The organism is Bradyrhizobium liaoningense (assembly GCF_018130785.1).
GTDB classification, from domain to species: Bacteria; Pseudomonadota; Alphaproteobacteria; order Rhizobiales; family Xanthobacteraceae; genus Bradyrhizobium; species Bradyrhizobium liaoningense_A.
Window position 1 is genome coordinate 17,830 of the sequence record NZ_JAFCJT010000002.1, and the last position, 13,662, is coordinate 31,491.

General features: G+C 65.5%; 15 protein-coding genes. 6 read left to right on the forward strand and 9 right to left on the reverse strand.

Going from position 1 to position 13,662, the window contains the following annotated elements; translation table 11 throughout:
• Positions 1-25 precede the first annotated feature (25 nt).
• The 4 genes from JQ627_RS05650 to JQ627_RS05665 all read right to left on the reverse strand — a co-directional run bounded on the left by JQ627_RS05650 (position 26) and on the right by JQ627_RS05665 (position 4,647).
• Positions 26-484, reverse strand: coding sequence for a PEGA domain-containing protein (locus JQ627_RS05650; RefSeq protein WP_212483197.1), 459 nt, complete (start codon positions 482-484; stop codon positions 26-28).
• Positions 485-606: 122 nt separating this feature from the next.
• On the reverse strand, positions 607-2,028 hold the full coding sequence (locus tag JQ627_RS05655; protein WP_212484051.1) for an MFS transporter: 1,422 nt from the start codon (positions 2,026-2,028) through the stop codon (positions 607-609).
• 179 nt (positions 2,029-2,207) lie between these two features.
• Positions 2,208-3,233, reverse strand: coding sequence for an aldo/keto reductase (locus JQ627_RS05660; RefSeq protein ID WP_212483198.1), 1,026 nt, complete (start codon positions 3,231-3,233; stop codon positions 2,208-2,210).
• 457 nt (positions 3,234-3,690) lie between these two features.
• Positions 3,691-4,647, reverse strand: coding sequence for a helix-turn-helix domain-containing protein (locus JQ627_RS05665; protein WP_212483199.1), 957 nt, complete (start codon positions 4,645-4,647; stop codon positions 3,691-3,693).
• A 198-nt stretch (positions 4,648-4,845) separates the two neighbouring features.
• On the opposite strand from JQ627_RS05665, the gene JQ627_RS05670 reads away from it, so the two are divergent.
• Both JQ627_RS05670 and JQ627_RS05675 read left to right on the forward strand, forming a co-directional pair.
• Positions 4,846-5,862 (forward strand): carbon-nitrogen hydrolase family protein, encoded by a 1,017-nt coding sequence (locus JQ627_RS05670; protein WP_212483200.1) that lies wholly within the window; start codon positions 4,846-4,848, stop codon positions 5,860-5,862.
• Between the two features lie 28 nt (positions 5,863-5,890).
• On the forward strand, positions 5,891-6,925 hold the full coding sequence (locus JQ627_RS05675; protein ID WP_212483201.1) for a phenylacetaldoxime dehydratase family protein: 1,035 nt from the start codon (positions 5,891-5,893) through the stop codon (positions 6,923-6,925).
• Positions 6,926-6,986: 61 nt separating this feature from the next.
• Here JQ627_RS05675 and JQ627_RS05680 read toward each other — a convergent pair whose 3' ends face one another.
• Complete coding sequence (locus JQ627_RS05680; protein ID WP_212483202.1) at positions 6,987-7,625, reverse strand: HAD family hydrolase; 639 nt, start codon at positions 7,623-7,625, stop codon at positions 6,987-6,989.
• Between the two features lie 89 nt (positions 7,626-7,714).
• Between JQ627_RS05680 and JQ627_RS05685 the strand changes: the two genes are divergently transcribed.
• From JQ627_RS05685 to tsaA, 4 genes are all read left to right on the forward strand, one after another.
• The gene (locus tag JQ627_RS05685) at positions 7,715-8,665 is read left to right on the forward strand and encodes a lytic transglycosylase domain-containing protein (protein WP_212483203.1); all 951 of its coding nucleotides are present in this window, start codon (positions 7,715-7,717) and stop codon (positions 8,663-8,665) included.
• 229 nt (positions 8,666-8,894) lie between these two features.
• Positions 8,895-9,635 (forward strand): AzlC family ABC transporter permease, encoded by a 741-nt coding sequence (locus JQ627_RS05690; RefSeq protein ID WP_212483204.1) that lies wholly within the window; start codon positions 8,895-8,897, stop codon positions 9,633-9,635.
• Positions 9,632-9,982, forward strand: coding sequence for an AzlD domain-containing protein (locus tag JQ627_RS05695; protein ID WP_212483205.1), 351 nt, complete (start codon positions 9,632-9,634; stop codon positions 9,980-9,982). The genes JQ627_RS05690 and JQ627_RS05695 overlap by 4 nt, the downstream gene beginning before the upstream one ends.
• Before the next feature lie 32 nt (positions 9,983-10,014).
• Positions 10,015-10,506 (forward strand): tRNA (N6-threonylcarbamoyladenosine(37)-N6)-methyltransferase TrmO, encoded by a 492-nt coding sequence (gene tsaA, locus JQ627_RS05700; RefSeq protein ID WP_212483206.1) that lies wholly within the window; start codon positions 10,015-10,017, stop codon positions 10,504-10,506.
• Positions 10,507-10,617: 111 nt separating this feature from the next.
• Here tsaA and JQ627_RS05705 read toward each other — a convergent pair whose 3' ends face one another.
• The 4 genes from JQ627_RS05705 to JQ627_RS05720 are packed head-to-tail and all read right to left on the reverse strand — an operon-like array spanning position 10,618 to position 13,622.
• Entirely contained in the window at positions 10,618-11,046 is a 429-nt protein-coding gene (locus tag JQ627_RS05705; RefSeq protein WP_212483207.1) for an HIT family protein, read from the reverse strand.
• A gap of 49 nt (positions 11,047-11,095) precedes the next feature.
• Complete coding sequence (locus JQ627_RS05710; protein WP_212483208.1) at positions 11,096-12,337, reverse strand: GNAT family N-acetyltransferase; 1,242 nt, start codon at positions 12,335-12,337, stop codon at positions 11,096-11,098.
• Between the two features lie 54 nt (positions 12,338-12,391).
• Positions 12,392-13,138, reverse strand: a complete 747-nt coding sequence (locus JQ627_RS05715; RefSeq protein ID WP_212483209.1) for a glycerophosphodiester phosphodiesterase — start codon at positions 13,136-13,138, stop codon at positions 12,392-12,394.
• 16 nt (positions 13,139-13,154) lie between these two features.
• A complete protein-coding gene (locus tag JQ627_RS05720; RefSeq protein WP_129272253.1) occupies positions 13,155-13,622 on the reverse strand; it encodes a RidA family protein in 468 nt (155 codons plus the stop codon).
• Positions 13,623-13,662 lie beyond the last annotated feature (40 nt).

The following is a 13,662-nucleotide window of genomic DNA, read 5'->3' on the forward strand; positions in this document are numbered from 1 at the left end:
TTGTTTGCGTGGCAGTTGCGAGGCGCTAGGTGCCGGTGTCGGGCGCAGGCGCCGCCGGCGGCCGAGGTTTCTTCGGCGCGGGTGGCCGTGCGTGGGCAGGAGCTGACGGCTGCATGGTCACGATGACAGGATTCGGCTTGTGATCGGTTGCCGCGCCGGTGGCAGCATCGACGCCCATGCCGACGACACCGCCGAGCAAAAGATTTCCCGCGAAGCCGGCGGCGCCGGAGGTCGGTATGTCCCGGCTGAGCGGCACGATCTGCGGTTCATAGCCTTCCTTCTGGAAGGTGATCGAGATGTCGGCGTTCCGCTTGACGACCACGGAGCAGGGCGTCGTGCAGGTGGTCGGAACTTCCATTCCGCTGACGACGGCTTCCACGCCCGACGGTGTCGATGAGATGCTGATGTTTTCGGTCGTGCCACGCGTGACAGACGCGCAGCCGCCCAGCATGACGCTGAGCGCCGCAATTCCAAATAAACGCATGAAATGCCCCTTATTCCCCGCGTCAATGAAGCGCAACCGGAGCGGGAGGGCAATACGTCATTGGTCCAGATAGTTAAGCCACGCACAAGTTGCGCGCGAGGGCAGAAGAACCTGGGCGTGAGCTATTCGCCGCGCAGGCGCTGGTCGTCCTGCACCCGGACGTGCTCGGCGCCGCGCGCGCCCGCGGGGGACAGGCGCAGCATGCTCAGCACTGCACCGCACAGCGCAAATCCGACGCCGACAAGGAGCGCGATCCTGGTTCCCTCGGTCGGATAGCGGCCGAGCAGCAGCGCCACCAGCGCCGCGCCGGTGGTCTGGCCGAGCAGGCGGGCCGTGCCCAGCATGCCACTGGCGCCGCCGGCACGCTCGCGCGGGGCGGCTGCGATCATGGTGCGGTTGTTGGGCGTCTGGAACAGGCCGAAGCCGGCGCCGGCTAGCGCCATGCGCCAGATCACGTCGAAGGGCGTCGGGGCCGCGGGCAGGAAGGCGAGCGCGCCGAGGCCGCAGGCGAACAGCGTGAGCCCGACGCCGCCGAGCAGGCCGGCCGGATAGCGCTCGACCAGGCGGCCGGCGAGCGGGGCCGCGAACGCCACCGCGATCGGCCACGGCGTTATCAGTAGGCCCATGTGCACGGCTGAATACCCGAAGCGGCTCTGGAGGTAGAAGGGGATCGCGACGAAGGCCAGCATCTGCCCGCAGAACGAGGCGATCGAGGTCGCAATCGACAGCGCGAACACCGGGATGCGCAACAGGTCGACCGGCAGGAGCGGCGAGGTCATGTGCGTTTCGCGATAGATCAGCAGCGCGCCTGCGACGATGGCGATCGCGAATTGAACGAGACAGGTGACGGCGGACTCGCCATGGCCGACGCTATCGATGGCCGCGATGCCGACGCCGAAGGTGATTGCGGACAGCCCCGCGCTCTGCCAGTCGAAGGAATGGCTGGCGGGTTTTGTGTGCGGCAGGCTGCGCAGGCCGAGCACCAGTGTCACCGCACCGAGCGGGACGTTGATGGCGAACAGCCAGGGCCAGGTTCCGACCGCCAGGATGCCCGCGGCGAGCGTCGGGCCGACCGCGGCCGAGAAGGCGACCACGAGCGCGTTGATCCCGATGCCGCGGCCGAGTTGGCTGCGCGGATAGGTGAAGCGCACCAGCGCCGCGTTGACGCTCATGATGCCCGCCGCGCCGAACCCCTGGATGATGCGCGCGATCGTCAGCAGCGGCAGCGTATGGGCCAGCGCGCAGAATGCGGATGCAAGCGTGAACAGTACGAGCCCGGCCAGATAGACGCGGCGATAACCGACGATCTCGCCAAGAGAAGCGAGCGGCAACAGTGAGATCGTGATCGCGAGCTGGTAGCCATTGACGATCCAGATCGAGAAGGCCGGGCTCGCATCGAGGTCGGCCGCGATCGTCGGCAGCGCCACGTTGGCGATAGCGCTGTCGACGACAGCCATGATGATGCCGAGCGCAATCGTCAGCACCGCCTGGTTGCGCTGCGGCTGCGGCAGGCCGTCGGCATGCTCGATCGGGGCAGACGACATGATGGAGGCGAGCTTGATTCGAGCCGTGTTCATCTCCGGATTAGGAAATTGCAGAATGGATCGCAACCCGGCAGGACACGGACAGTTCCCGTGCGGCAAGCTCGCCCCCGACGCCGCGGCAGGGGTCGCGTGGCCCGGCTTGATGCAGCTCAAGCCGGGGCGCGCTCAGCGTTCGCTTTCTACACCGCCGGCGGATTGCGATCGGAGAAGGTTCCCCGCTGGTGCCAGTAGGGGTAAGGCAGCGTCACCTTGCTCGCGGCATCGAGCTTTGCGATCTGGTCCTTGGTCAATGTCCAGCCGGCCGCGCCGAGATTTTCGCGCAGCTGCGTCTCGTTGCGCGCGCCGATGATCAGCGTCGAGACCGTCGGACGCTGCAGCAGCCAGTTCAGCGCAATCTGCGAGACGCTCTTGCCGGTTTCCCTGGCGACCTCGTCGATCGCGTCGACGACACGATAGACGTGCTCGTCCGGCACGGGCGGGCCGAATTCGGCGGTCTTGGGCAGGCGGCTCACGTCAGGCTTCGGCTGGCCGCGGCGGATCTTGCCGGTGAGGCGTCCCCAGCCGAGCGGCGACCAGACCACGGCGCCGAGTCCCTGGTCGACGCCGAGCGGCATCAGCTCCCATTCGTAGTCGCGCCCGATCAATGAATAGTAGGTCTGGTTGGCGACGTAGCGCGGGAAGCCGTGCTTGTCGGCAACCGAGAGCGACTTCATCAGGTGCCAGCCCGAAAAGTTCGAGACGCCGACGTAGCGGATCTTGCCGGCGCGCACGAGCACGTCGAGGGTGCCAAGCACCTCTTCAGGCGGGGTGAGGGCGTCGAAGCCGTGAAGCTGGAACAGATCGATGTAATCGGTGCCGAGCCGGCTCAGCGAGCCATCGATGGCTGCGAGCAGATGTTGCCGTGACGAGCCGATGTCGTTGGGCCCGTCGCCGAAGCGGAAGGTGGCCTTGGTCGAGATCAAAACCTTGTCGCGGCGGCCCTTGATGGCTTCACCGAGCACGCGCTCGGATTCGCCGAGCGAATACACGTTGGCTGTGTCGAACATCGACACCCCTGCATCGAGGCAGATATCCAGAAGGCGCCGCGCCTCGGTCGCGTCCGTCGTACCCCATGCAGCAAGGCGGCCGACGCCGCCGAAGGTGCCGGTCCCAAGGCTCAAAGCGGGCACCATCAGGCCTGATCGGCCCAAGCGTCGGTATTCCATCGATATGCTCCTCGGCTGGCCGCTGGTTGATCGGTGCGACCTTGGATGGCGATGGTAATGCAAGCCGGCGAGGCGTCCTACTCCGCGCTCACATACCCGCCTTGCTTGGGAGTGGCCTAGTCGTGCAGGCGCATGTCATCGAATGCTGCATCGGCGATGCGCGGGCCGGCCGATTTTGTTGGAAGCTGAGCCTCGCTCCTCGTGACGGGAGAGGGAGAGCAGATTGATGCGCTATCACGCGCTTGCCGCGGCACGAGCGTCAGGCCCCAACCCACCAGCACTAGCACCGCGAGCCTGATCGCGATCACACCCAGCAGCAGCTCCGATCCGCTTATGGTGGCGTGAGTCCTCATGCGCACAGCCTGATCCAGGCCGAGGGGCAAGACAATCTGGAATTGGCGAGCAGTGCCTTCGCCGGAGGCGAAGGCTCAAGGTGATAGCTGACCAGAATGGATGTTCAGTGCCGCAACTGGCTTTGCCGGAAGTCGCGTGGCGACATGCCGAAATGCTCGCGAAAGACGCGGCCGAAATGCGAGAGATCGTTGAAACCCCAGGCGAAGGCGATCTCGCTGACGTGGCGATGGGCCAGCAAGGGCGAGGCGAGGTCACGCCGGCACTGGGCGAGACGCTCGGCAAGCACATGGCGCTGGAACGAAGTATCCTCGTCGGCGAGGAGATCGTTCACATAGCGCGGCGAGATGCCAAGTGCAGCGGCGGCCTCCGACAGCGAGAGCTCGGGATCGGCAAGGTGAGCGCGGATGTGCGCCTTCAAGCGGTAGAGCAGCGCGGAGCGATGGGTGGAGGACGGCAACGACGTCTTGCCGAGCCGTTCGCTCAGCGCCATCGCGAGCAGATCGACGGCCTGCTCTGACAATGCCGCAGCATTGTCCGGGGCAAGCCGGTCCGCGCTCTGGCAAAGCCTGAAGATGAAATCATAGGCGAGCCGTTCGAGCGGCACATCGGCGCCGAACGACATCGCGGTGAGCGTCTCGGTGGCGCCGAGCCGGCGCTGCAACATCTCCCGCGGCACCTTGAAGATGGTCTGCGTGAAGGCGTCGTTGAACTTGAGCTCATAGGGGCGCGTCGTGTCGTAGAGTGCGAACTCGCCGGGATGGACCACGGTTTCGCGACCGTCCTGCACCACGCCTCCGTCGCCGCGATTGCCGAGCGCGACCAGGACAAAGTCCTGATCCGAACGCGCGATGCGGGACGGCGTCCGGAACACGTGCTGGCGGTCGGAGCAGACCTCTGAGCACACGGCCTTGCCGAGCGGGGCCTGCGTGACCGAGCCGCGAAAGGCGCTGCCCAGGTCGGACTTGCAGTCGAGCCCGACAAAGACGTCGCAGACGATGTCCTGCCACAGCGCCAGCCGCCGGTAGCCGGGGCTGCCGTCTGTCGTGAACTGGATTGGCATCAGGACAGCCTCCCTTTCACATCCTGCAAAACCGCATGTTGGCGCAGATCGAGCCTGTCCGGAGGCAAATTCCGTACCGGGGCGGCGATCCCTTCCAGTCGAGTTTTTGTTCCGCCGCGGTCGAGCGCCTGGCCGCCCGGCTTGGCCAAATAGACTGCATCGGAGATGGCTTCCGATCAACCGGCAATGGAGGCGGGAATGGGCATCGAACATCCGAAATACAAGGTAGCGGTGGTGCAGGCAGCGCCCGCGTGGCTCGACCTCGACGCTTCGATCGACAAGTCGGTCGCGCTGATCAGGGAGGCCGCCGAGAAAGGCGCCAAGCTGATCGCCTTTCCGGAAGCCTTCATCCCCGGTTACCCCTGGCACATCTGGATGGACTCGCCGGCCTGGGCGATCGGTCGCGGTTTTGTGCAGCGCTATTTCGACAATTCGCTGTCCTATGACAGTCCGCAGGCCGAGCGCCTGCGCGACGCCGTACGCAAGGCAAAGCTCACCGCCGTGCTCGGCCTGTCCGAGCGCGACGGCGGCAGTCTTTATCTGGCGCAATGGCTGATCGGGCCTGACGGCGAGACCATCGCAAAGCGCCGCAAGCTGCGGCCGACCCATGCGGAGCGCACTGTCTACGGCGAGGGCGACGGCAGCGATCTCGCGGTGCATGCAAGGGCCGACATCGGCCGTATCGGCGCGCTGTGCTGCTGGGAGCATCTCCAGCCATTGTCGAAATATGCGATGTACGCCCAGAACGAGCAGGTGCATGTCGCGGCGTGGCCGAGCTTCTCGCTCTACGATCCCTTCGCGCCGGCGCTCGGCGCCGAGGTCAACAATGCCGCCTCGCGCGTCTACGCGGTCGAAGGCTCCTGCTTCGTGCTCGCGCCTTGCGCGACGGTCTCGCAGGCGATGATCGACGAGCTCTGCGACCGGCCGGACAAGCACGCGCTGCTGCACGCCGGCGGCGGTTTTGCTGCCATCTACGGCCCCGACGGCAGCCAGATCGGCGACAAGCTGCCTCCGGACCAGGAGGGGCTGCTGATTGCCGAGATCGATCTCGGCGCCATCGGTGTTGCCAAGAACGCTGCCGATCCCGCCGGGCATTATTCGCGTCCCGATGTGACGCGGCTGCTGCTCAACAAGAAGCCGTACAAGCGCGTCGAGCAGTTCGCCCTGCCGGTCGATACCGTCGAGCCAGCGGACATCAACGCGGCGGCGAGTTGATCGCTGACATCGAGAGGAGGGCACGATCATGGAATCCGCAATTCCTCTGCATCTCGAAACCCATCGCACGCGCCACAAGCGCGTGCCTGATGATTACCAACCGCCATACCCGTCGTTCGTGGCGCGCTACAAGCCAGCGGTGAGCCGCGTCGTGATGGCCTATTTCGGCGTCCAATATCGCGGAGCGGCGCCGGAGGCTGCGGCACTCGCTGAAATCGCAGGGCGATTTGCTGCCGAGGGCGGCCCTTCGCATTGGGACCGCGCCCGCTATGTCGACCAGGCCGGCTACGAGAACGTCGTGTCGGTTGCCTATTGGGACGACGTCGCGCGCTTCGACACCTGGTTTGCACCGGCGCGCGCGGCATGGACGGAAAAGCATCGCGAGGGCATCGGCACTTTCATCGAGGCGCTCCGTCCCACGGTCGCGCGGCACGAGACGCTGTTTTCCTCGCTTGACCGGCCGGAGGGCGTCGCCGCAATCGCCGATGGGATGAGCGGCGAGGTGCAGGAGCACGCCTATTGGGGCGGCATGCGCGATCGCATTCCGCTGTCGCAGACCGATCCGATGACGCCGGGCGGTGCGCCGGAATTGATCCGCGACGGCGCGCGCCTGCGGGTGAAGGCGCACGACAATCTCTGCCTGATCCGCTCCGGGCAGGACTGGAGCGATACCGAGGCATCCGAGCGAAAGCTCTACCTTGACGATGTCGAACCGGTGCTGCGCGAGGGCATGGATTTTCTGCGCGACGATGGCGTTGCGATCGGCTGCTATGCCAACCGCTACATGCAGGTGCTTTCGCCTGATGGGGGTGTCAGCGAAAAGTCCTACGGCCAGAGCTGGTGGAAGAGCCTCGCCGCGCTGGAGCGTTGGGCGGAGTCGCATCCGACCCATGTCAAGATATTCGGTGCGGCGATGAAGTATCTGTCGACGCTCGGTCCGTCAGCCAAGCTGCGGCTCTATCACGAGGTCACGGTGGCGGCTGCCGACGAGCAGTTCTTCGAGTATCTGAACTGTCACGCGAAGACCGGCATGCTCGCGGCCGTTGGGACCGTCAGCGGCTGACGCTTGTTGTCCTGAGCATGATCTTATCGGAAAACCGCTGCGCACTTTTCCGGATCATGCTCTACGCCACGCAGTGGCCGAGCAGTTCGGGATGCGCGGCGCAGATGTGATGCGCGCCCGCGTCCCGCAGCTCGGCCTCGCTGCCATAGCCATAGAGCACGCCGATCGCGGTCATGCCGTTGGTGCGCGCGCCGACGACGTCATGGCTGCGGTCGCCGATCATGATGGCATTTGCAGGATCGACCTTGGCTTCGTCGAGCGCGTAGCGCAACAGGTCGCGCTTGTCGACACGCGTGCCGTCGAGCTCGGAGCCGAATACGCGCTCGAAATACGGCCGTAAGCCGAAATGATCGACGATGCGGTTGGCATAGACCGCGGGCTTGCTGGTCGCCACGAACATGCGCGGTGTTGTCGCGGCAAGCGTCGTCAGGGTGTCGACGATGCCGGCATAGGCTTCGTTCTCGAACAGGCCCACGTCACTGAAACGCTCGCGATAGAGCAATAGCGCGCGGTCGGCGAGTTCCGAGCTGCCGGTGAGCTTTTCCAGGCTCGCATGCAGGGGCGGGCCGATGCACCAGACCAGCTCATCCTCGCTCGGCACCGCGACGTTCAGTCGCTCCAGCGCGTACTGGATCGAGCGGGTGATCCCGGGTTTTGGGTTGGTCAGCGTGCCGTCGAGATCAAAATAGATTGTAACCATCAGGGCGGGCCCGGTGTTGATATCGTCGCCCGTTGCTAGTTGGCTGGGCCCCCAAGTCAAGGTCCGATTTGTCCGGTATTGTGGAGGCCATGCGCTTAGCCCGGGTTCTCGCTGTGTTATGCCAGGCCGTCGCGGCGTGGCCGGCGCTTGGCCAGGAGGCGCCGAGCCGGTTCGTGCATCCGAGCGTCGAGGAGCTCGCGACGCCGCCGGAAAAGCCGGCCGTGCGCGAGAGCGATACGCGGGAGTCGATCTGCCTGATCATCGAGGCCGCCGCACGGGATGCCAATCTGCCGCTGGAATTCTTCGCCCGCGTGATCTGGCAGGAGAGCCGCTTCCAGGCCGATGCTGTGGGGCCCATGACGCGCAGCGGCGAGCATGCGCAGGGAATCGCGCAGTTCATGCCGGGCACTGCGAGCGAGCGCGGGCTGCTCAATCCCTTCAATCCGGTGCAGGCGCTGCCGAAGTCGGCGGAGTTCTTGAACGAGCTGCGCAACCAGTTCGGCAATCTCGGTCTTGCGGCTGCTGCCTACAACGCCGGCCCGCGCCGGGTGCAGGAATGGCTCGCCGGTACCGGTCCGATGCCGCAGCAGACGCGCAACTACGTTTTCGCCATCACCGGCACGAGCGTCGATGCGTGGGCCAAGGCAGGCAGCACGGGCAAGGGGCCGCCGAGTTCGCCGCCGACGAGCTGCCGCGATCTCATGGCGCTTCTGAAGCGCGCGCCGAATGCCTTTGTCGCCGAGCTCGAACAGCATGTGGAGCTCGCCGCCGCAAAGGTCTGGGGCGTACAGCTTGCTGCCGGCTTCGACCGCAACAGGGCGCTGGCGATGTATTCCCGCGCGGTCACGCGGCTGAATACCGTGATCGGCGACCGCGATCCGAGCCTGCTAAGCTCGGTGATGCGCAGCCGCGGTACGCGTGCCTTCTACCAGGTGCGCATCGGCGCCGATACGCGCAGCGAGGCAGATGATCTCTGCAATCGCATCCGCAAGGCGGGCGGCGCCTGCTTTGTGCTGAAGAACCGCGGCGTAAGCGGGTAGGGCGCTCCTGTCATTCCGGGGCGCGCCCACCTGGGCGCGAGCCCGGAATCCATTTCTCCGCAGTCTCTGTGGCCCGATGGATTCCAGGCTCGCGACTTCGTTGCGCCCCCGGAATGACGGCTCTGGGTGTCGACCCCACGCATGCCAGCCCCGCCGCGCGCTTCCTTGACGCCGGCCACAGCATTGCCCGTTATGCGGGCACGATTCCGCAACCCCGACCAAATCTCCCGTGGCGCTTCCTCCGCTCGATTCACCTCAATGGCAAAGTCCCTGGCGCGCCTTTGCGTGGGGCCTGCGCTCGATCACTCAGACGATCCTCACTCTCGTCCTGTTCGCGACCTATCTCGGTATCGGTGCGCTCGCCCACGACACTCATTTCAGCCTGCTCTGGGCGCTCTGCTCGACGCTGTTCGTCTGGGCAGGTCCGGCGCAGATCATCCTGATCACGACGCTCGGCTCGGGAGCCACTGTCATCCAGTCGGCGATTGCCGTGACCGTCAGCGCCATCCGCCTGTTCCCGATGGTCGTTTCCGTGCTGCCGCTGATGCGCACGCCGACGACCAAGCGGCGTGAGCTGTTCTTCGCCGCGCATCTCACGGCGGTGACGCTGTGGGTCGAATGTCATCGCTTTTTGCCGCAAGTGCCGCGCGAGCGGCGGATCGCCTTCGTCAACGGACTTGGTTTCGGTCTGGTCTCGGTGTGCCTCACCGCCAACACTGTCGGCTATTTCCTCGCCGCCAATCTCACGCAGACGCTGGGTGCCGCGATCCTGCTGCTGACGCCGTTGTCGTTCCTGTTCTCGACCGCGCGCAACAGCCGCGAGGTCGCCGACGTCGTCGCGCTGACGCTCGGGGTTCTGCTCTATCCGCTGGCCGCGAAGATGAACTCCGGCCTCGACATCCTCGTCAGTGGCCTCGTGGCCGGGACGATCGCCTATGGCGTGCATTGGTGGCGGGAGGTGCGCGCATGAGCGCTGCGCAGCTCATCGGCGACTGGCACGCGCTTGTCGTGCTGTTCGTCGCCGGCGTTGTTCCCAATCAGATATGGCGCATGCTGGGCCTGTGGTTCGGCGGCGGCATCGACGAGGGCTCAGAGCTCCTGGTCTGGGTGAGGGCGGTCGCCACCGCGATCCTGGCCGGCGTCATCGCCCAGATCGTGGTCGAGCCGCCGGGGGCGTTGGCAAGCGTGCCTGACCTCCTGCGCTACGGTGCGGTCGCCGCCGGCCTCGTCGTCTTCCTGCTGACCCGCCGTTCGATCTTCGCGGGCGTGGTAACAGGCGAAGTCTTCATGCTGGCCGGGAAGTGGTGGTTGGGCTAAAACCGCCGGCGAACAGCTAAGGAACTGGAAATATGGTTCGCGAAAACGAGCTCCGCGAGGGCGAGGTCGCCATCGAGCTGCCGTCGACGGAGGATGCCGGCCTCGTCTTCATCGGCCGCATCCGCACGCCCTGGACCTCGCGGATGGAGACGCCGCGACAGGGGCGTCACGACGGCCCGGTGTGCCGGCTCGAGATCTTCGAGCCGTTCGTGCCGGCCATCAAGGGCGTCGATTTCTACAGCAATCTCGAAGTGCTCTACTGGCTCGACAAGTCGCGCCGCGACATCGTCCTGCAAAGCCCGAAAAACAACGAGAAGACCCGCGGCACGTTTTCGCTGCGCTCACCGGTCAGGCCAAATCCGATCGGCACCTCGATCGTGAAGCTGGTCGGCATCGAGGGAAACGCCATTCTCGTGCGCGGGCTCGACTGCATCGACAACACGCCGCTGATCGACATCAAGCCAGATCGTTGCGAATTCACGCCGCTGGCCGCGCCGCAGGCGGGGGATTTTCAGACGGAGTGAGGTCGCTCCACGCCGTCATTGCGAGGAGCGAAGCGACGAAGCAATCCAGACTGTCTCCGCGGAAAGAGTCTGGATTGCTTCGCTGTGCTCGCAATGACGATGTGGAGGCAGCTATCCCGCCTTCAACGCCGCGATCAGCTTCGCCGCGTTCTCTTCCAGGACCTTGACGTCTTCCTTGCGGCTGGCGGGTGGCAGCATGGCCACGCCGTCGTGGCGCGGCATGACGTGCATGTGGAGATGAAACACCACTTGGCCGCCGGCCGGCTCGTTGAACTGCTGCACGGTGATGCCGTCGGCCTCGAACGCTTTCATCGCAGCGGCCGCGATCTTGTGCGCGCCGCGCGCGACGTGGGCGTAGTCATCAGGCTTGATGTCGAGGATGTTGCGGGCAGGGGCCTTCGGGATCACCAGCGTGTGGCCTGTAACCCGCGGCATGATGTCCAGGAAGGCTAGCACATGCTCGTCCTCATAGACCTTGTGGCAGGGAAATTCGCCGCGCAGGATCTTTGCGAAGATGTTGTTGGTGTCGTAGGCGGTCATGACGGCTCCCTAGGATTTGGCGCTTACTGTCACCAGCCATGGCGACCCGTCAAGGCGCCTCGTCCGCGCCTTTCCGGAACGGGCCGAGCTCGGCGAGCTCACGTCCGGCCTCGGCGACATAGGCGCGCTCGCGCTTGAGGTAATCGTCGATGGCGCGGCGCAGGCCGGGATCGGCGATGAAGTGGGCGGAATGGGTGGTGCGCGGCAGGTAGCCGCGCGCGAGCTTGTGCTCGCCCTGCGCGCCGGCCTCGACATTGTCGAGGCCGTGTTTGATCGCGAAATCGATGGCCTGATAGTAGCAGACTTCGAAATGCAGGAACGGATGATGCTCGACCGCGCCCCAGTTGCGGCCGAACAGTGTGTCCGAGCCGATGAAGTTGATCGCGCCGGCGATCCAGCGGCCGTTGCGGCGGGCCATCACCAGCAGCACGTCCTGGCTCATGGTTTCGCCGATCAGCGAAAAGAACTCCCGCGTCAGATAGGGCCGGCCCCATTTGCGCGAGCCGGTTTCCATGTAGAACTCGAAGAAGGCGTCCCAGGCATCCTCGGTGATGTCCTTGCCGGCGAGCCAGTGGATGGTGATGCCGGCGGCCAACGCGTCGCGCCGCTCGCGCTTGATCGATTTGCGGTGGCGCGAATTGAGCGTGGTGAGGAAATCATCGAAGGTCGCAAATCCTTCGTTATGCCAGTGGAACTGCTGATCGGTGCGCTGGAGGAAGCCGTGCCCGGCGAGCAGCTTCCACTCCGCCTCACGCGCGAAGGTGACGTGCACCGAGGAGGCCTTGCTGACGCCGCACAGGGCCACCAGCCCGCTCGCCAGCGCCTCCGCGATGCGCTCGCGATCGACGCCGTCGCGGACGAGCAGCCGCGGCCCGGTTGCCGGGGTGAAGGGAACCGAGACCTGGAGTTTCGGATAGTAGCGTCCACCGGCGCGCTCATAGGCGTCCGCCCAGCCGCGGTCGAAAACGTATTCGCCCTGAGAATGGGATTTCAGATAGCAGGGCACGACCCCGGCGACGCGGCCATCGATCTTGGCCACGAGATGCCGCGGCCCCCAGCCGGTGCGGATCGTGGCCGAACCCGATTTCTCAATTGCGGATAAAAACGCGTGCGAGACGAAGGGGTTATAGGTGGGCTTTAAGAGGCCGAGAGAATCGCCTGGATGGGCGGATGAGGTTCCGTTGCCAACCCCATTGCACCGTCCACCGGGATTGGCACAGGCGTCCCAATCCTCGGCAGATACCTCGCCAATGGACGGTACCGCCTCGAGCGTGATTTCAGATGATGCCATCGTGCCCAAGATCGTGCATTGCAGCAGCGACTTCAAGGGTGAGGAACATCATGCCTACGGCACGAATCCCTCAAAGATCATCTGGTCGGCATATTGCCCGACCCGGGTCCGTTGCTCCGGGGTGCGGACGGTCCAACCGAGCAGGGCACAGCCGAACACATTGCGGGCGATCCAGGGGGCGGGCGCCGGCAGGTGGTCGACCTTGAAGGCGACGAAATGCGGCTGGGTCTGAAAGCCGTGGCGCAGGTACAGCATGCTGTCGCGCTGCTCCTGCGTCAGCTTTGCCCAGTACTCGTCCTCATAGGTTCGCTGCGCAACGATGCCGCGCGGGCGGGAGGGTAGCAGCTCGCGCAGCGCCAGCACCTGGTCGGGGTCGAAGGACATGCCGACGGCCGGGCCCTGATAGGACGCCAGCACCTCGGCCATCCGCTTCACCAGCTTGCGGTCGCCGCCAAAATGGCTCTTCACCTCGATCACCAGCGGCACGCGACCGGCGACCATAGCGCAGAGGTCGGACAGCGACATCATGCGCTCGCCGGTGTCCTTGAACTTGATCGCTTTCAGCTCCGCGGCGGTCTTCGAGACCACTTCGCCGGTGGCTTCGGTCAAGCGGCCGAGCGCATGGTCGTGATGGATCATCGCCTCGCCGTCGGCGGAGAGCTGGATGTCGACCTCGATCGAGAAATTGCCCGATATCGCAGCCTGCACCGCGCCCGGCATGTTCTCGACGATGCCACGGGAAATGTCATGCAGGCCGCGATGAGCGACCGGCCGGGCTGTCAGCCAATCAGGAGCGCGCAACGCCGTCAGCTCCGTGTCAGGCGACCTCGAACACGCCTTCGACCTCGACCGCCGCATCCGCGGGCAGCGAGGCCACGCCGACGGTGGTGCGGGCATGGCGGCCCTTGTCGCCGAAGGCGGCAACCATCAGGTCGGAGGCGCCGTTGAGGACCTTCGGCCCGTCCAGGAAGTCCGGCGCCGAGTTGATGAAGCCGCCGAGGCGCACCACGCGCACGACCTTGTCGAGGTCGCCGAGTGCCGCCTTGACCTGGGCCAGCAGGTTGACGGCGCAACCGCGCGCCGCCGCGGCACCGTCTTCGATCGAAACGCCGGCGCCCAGCTTGCCCTTGGCGATCAGCTTGCCGTCCGGTGCGAAGCAGACCTGGCCGGAGACGAACAGCAAATTACCGGTGCGCACGAACGGCACGTAATTGGCTACCGGGGTGGGGGCCTCGTGCAGCTTGATGCCCTGTTCCGCCAGTTTCTGCTCGACCGTGCCCGCCATGTTCGACCTCGTTGTCCTAAAATCATCCGCCCGGGCGTTG

What these genes read in the sequence shown, in the direction of transcription:
- JQ627_RS05650 (WP_212483197.1), bottom strand. Translation starts at nt 484, where the DNA reads ATGCGTTTATTTGGAATTGCGGCGCTCAGCGTCATGCTGGGCGGCTGC.
- JQ627_RS05655 (WP_212484051.1), bottom strand. Translation starts at nt 2,028, where the DNA reads ATGTCGTCTGCCCCGATCGAGCATGCCGACGGCCTGCCGCAGCCGCAG.
- JQ627_RS05660 (WP_212483198.1), bottom strand. Translation starts at nt 3,233, where the DNA reads ATGGAATACCGACGCTTGGGCCGATCAGGCCTGATGGTGCCCGCTTTG.
- JQ627_RS05665 (WP_212483199.1), bottom strand. Translation starts at nt 4,647, where the DNA reads ATGCCAATCCAGTTCACGACAGACGGCAGCCCCGGCTACCGGCGGCTG.
- JQ627_RS05670 (WP_212483200.1), top strand. Translation starts at nt 4,846, where the DNA reads ATGGGCATCGAACATCCGAAATACAAGGTAGCGGTGGTGCAGGCAGCG.
- JQ627_RS05675 (WP_212483201.1), top strand. Translation starts at nt 5,891, where the DNA reads ATGGAATCCGCAATTCCTCTGCATCTCGAAACCCATCGCACGCGCCAC.
- JQ627_RS05680 (WP_212483202.1), bottom strand. Translation starts at nt 7,625, where the DNA reads ATGGTTACAATCTATTTTGATCTCGACGGCACGCTGACCAACCCAAAA.
- JQ627_RS05685 (WP_212483203.1), top strand. Translation starts at nt 7,715, where the DNA reads ATGCGCTTAGCCCGGGTTCTCGCTGTGTTATGCCAGGCCGTCGCGGCG.
- JQ627_RS05695 (WP_212483205.1), top strand. Translation starts at nt 9,632, where the DNA reads ATGAGCGCTGCGCAGCTCATCGGCGACTGGCACGCGCTTGTCGTGCTG.
- tsaA (WP_212483206.1), top strand. Translation starts at nt 10,015, where the DNA reads ATGGTTCGCGAAAACGAGCTCCGCGAGGGCGAGGTCGCCATCGAGCTG.
- JQ627_RS05705 (WP_212483207.1), bottom strand. Translation starts at nt 11,046, where the DNA reads ATGACCGCCTACGACACCAACAACATCTTCGCAAAGATCCTGCGCGGC.
- JQ627_RS05710 (WP_212483208.1), bottom strand. Translation starts at nt 12,337, where the DNA reads ATGGCATCATCTGAAATCACGCTCGAGGCGGTACCGTCCATTGGCGAG.
- JQ627_RS05720 (WP_129272253.1), bottom strand. Translation starts at nt 13,622, where the DNA reads ATGGCGGGCACGGTCGAGCAGAAACTGGCGGAACAGGGCATCAAGCTG.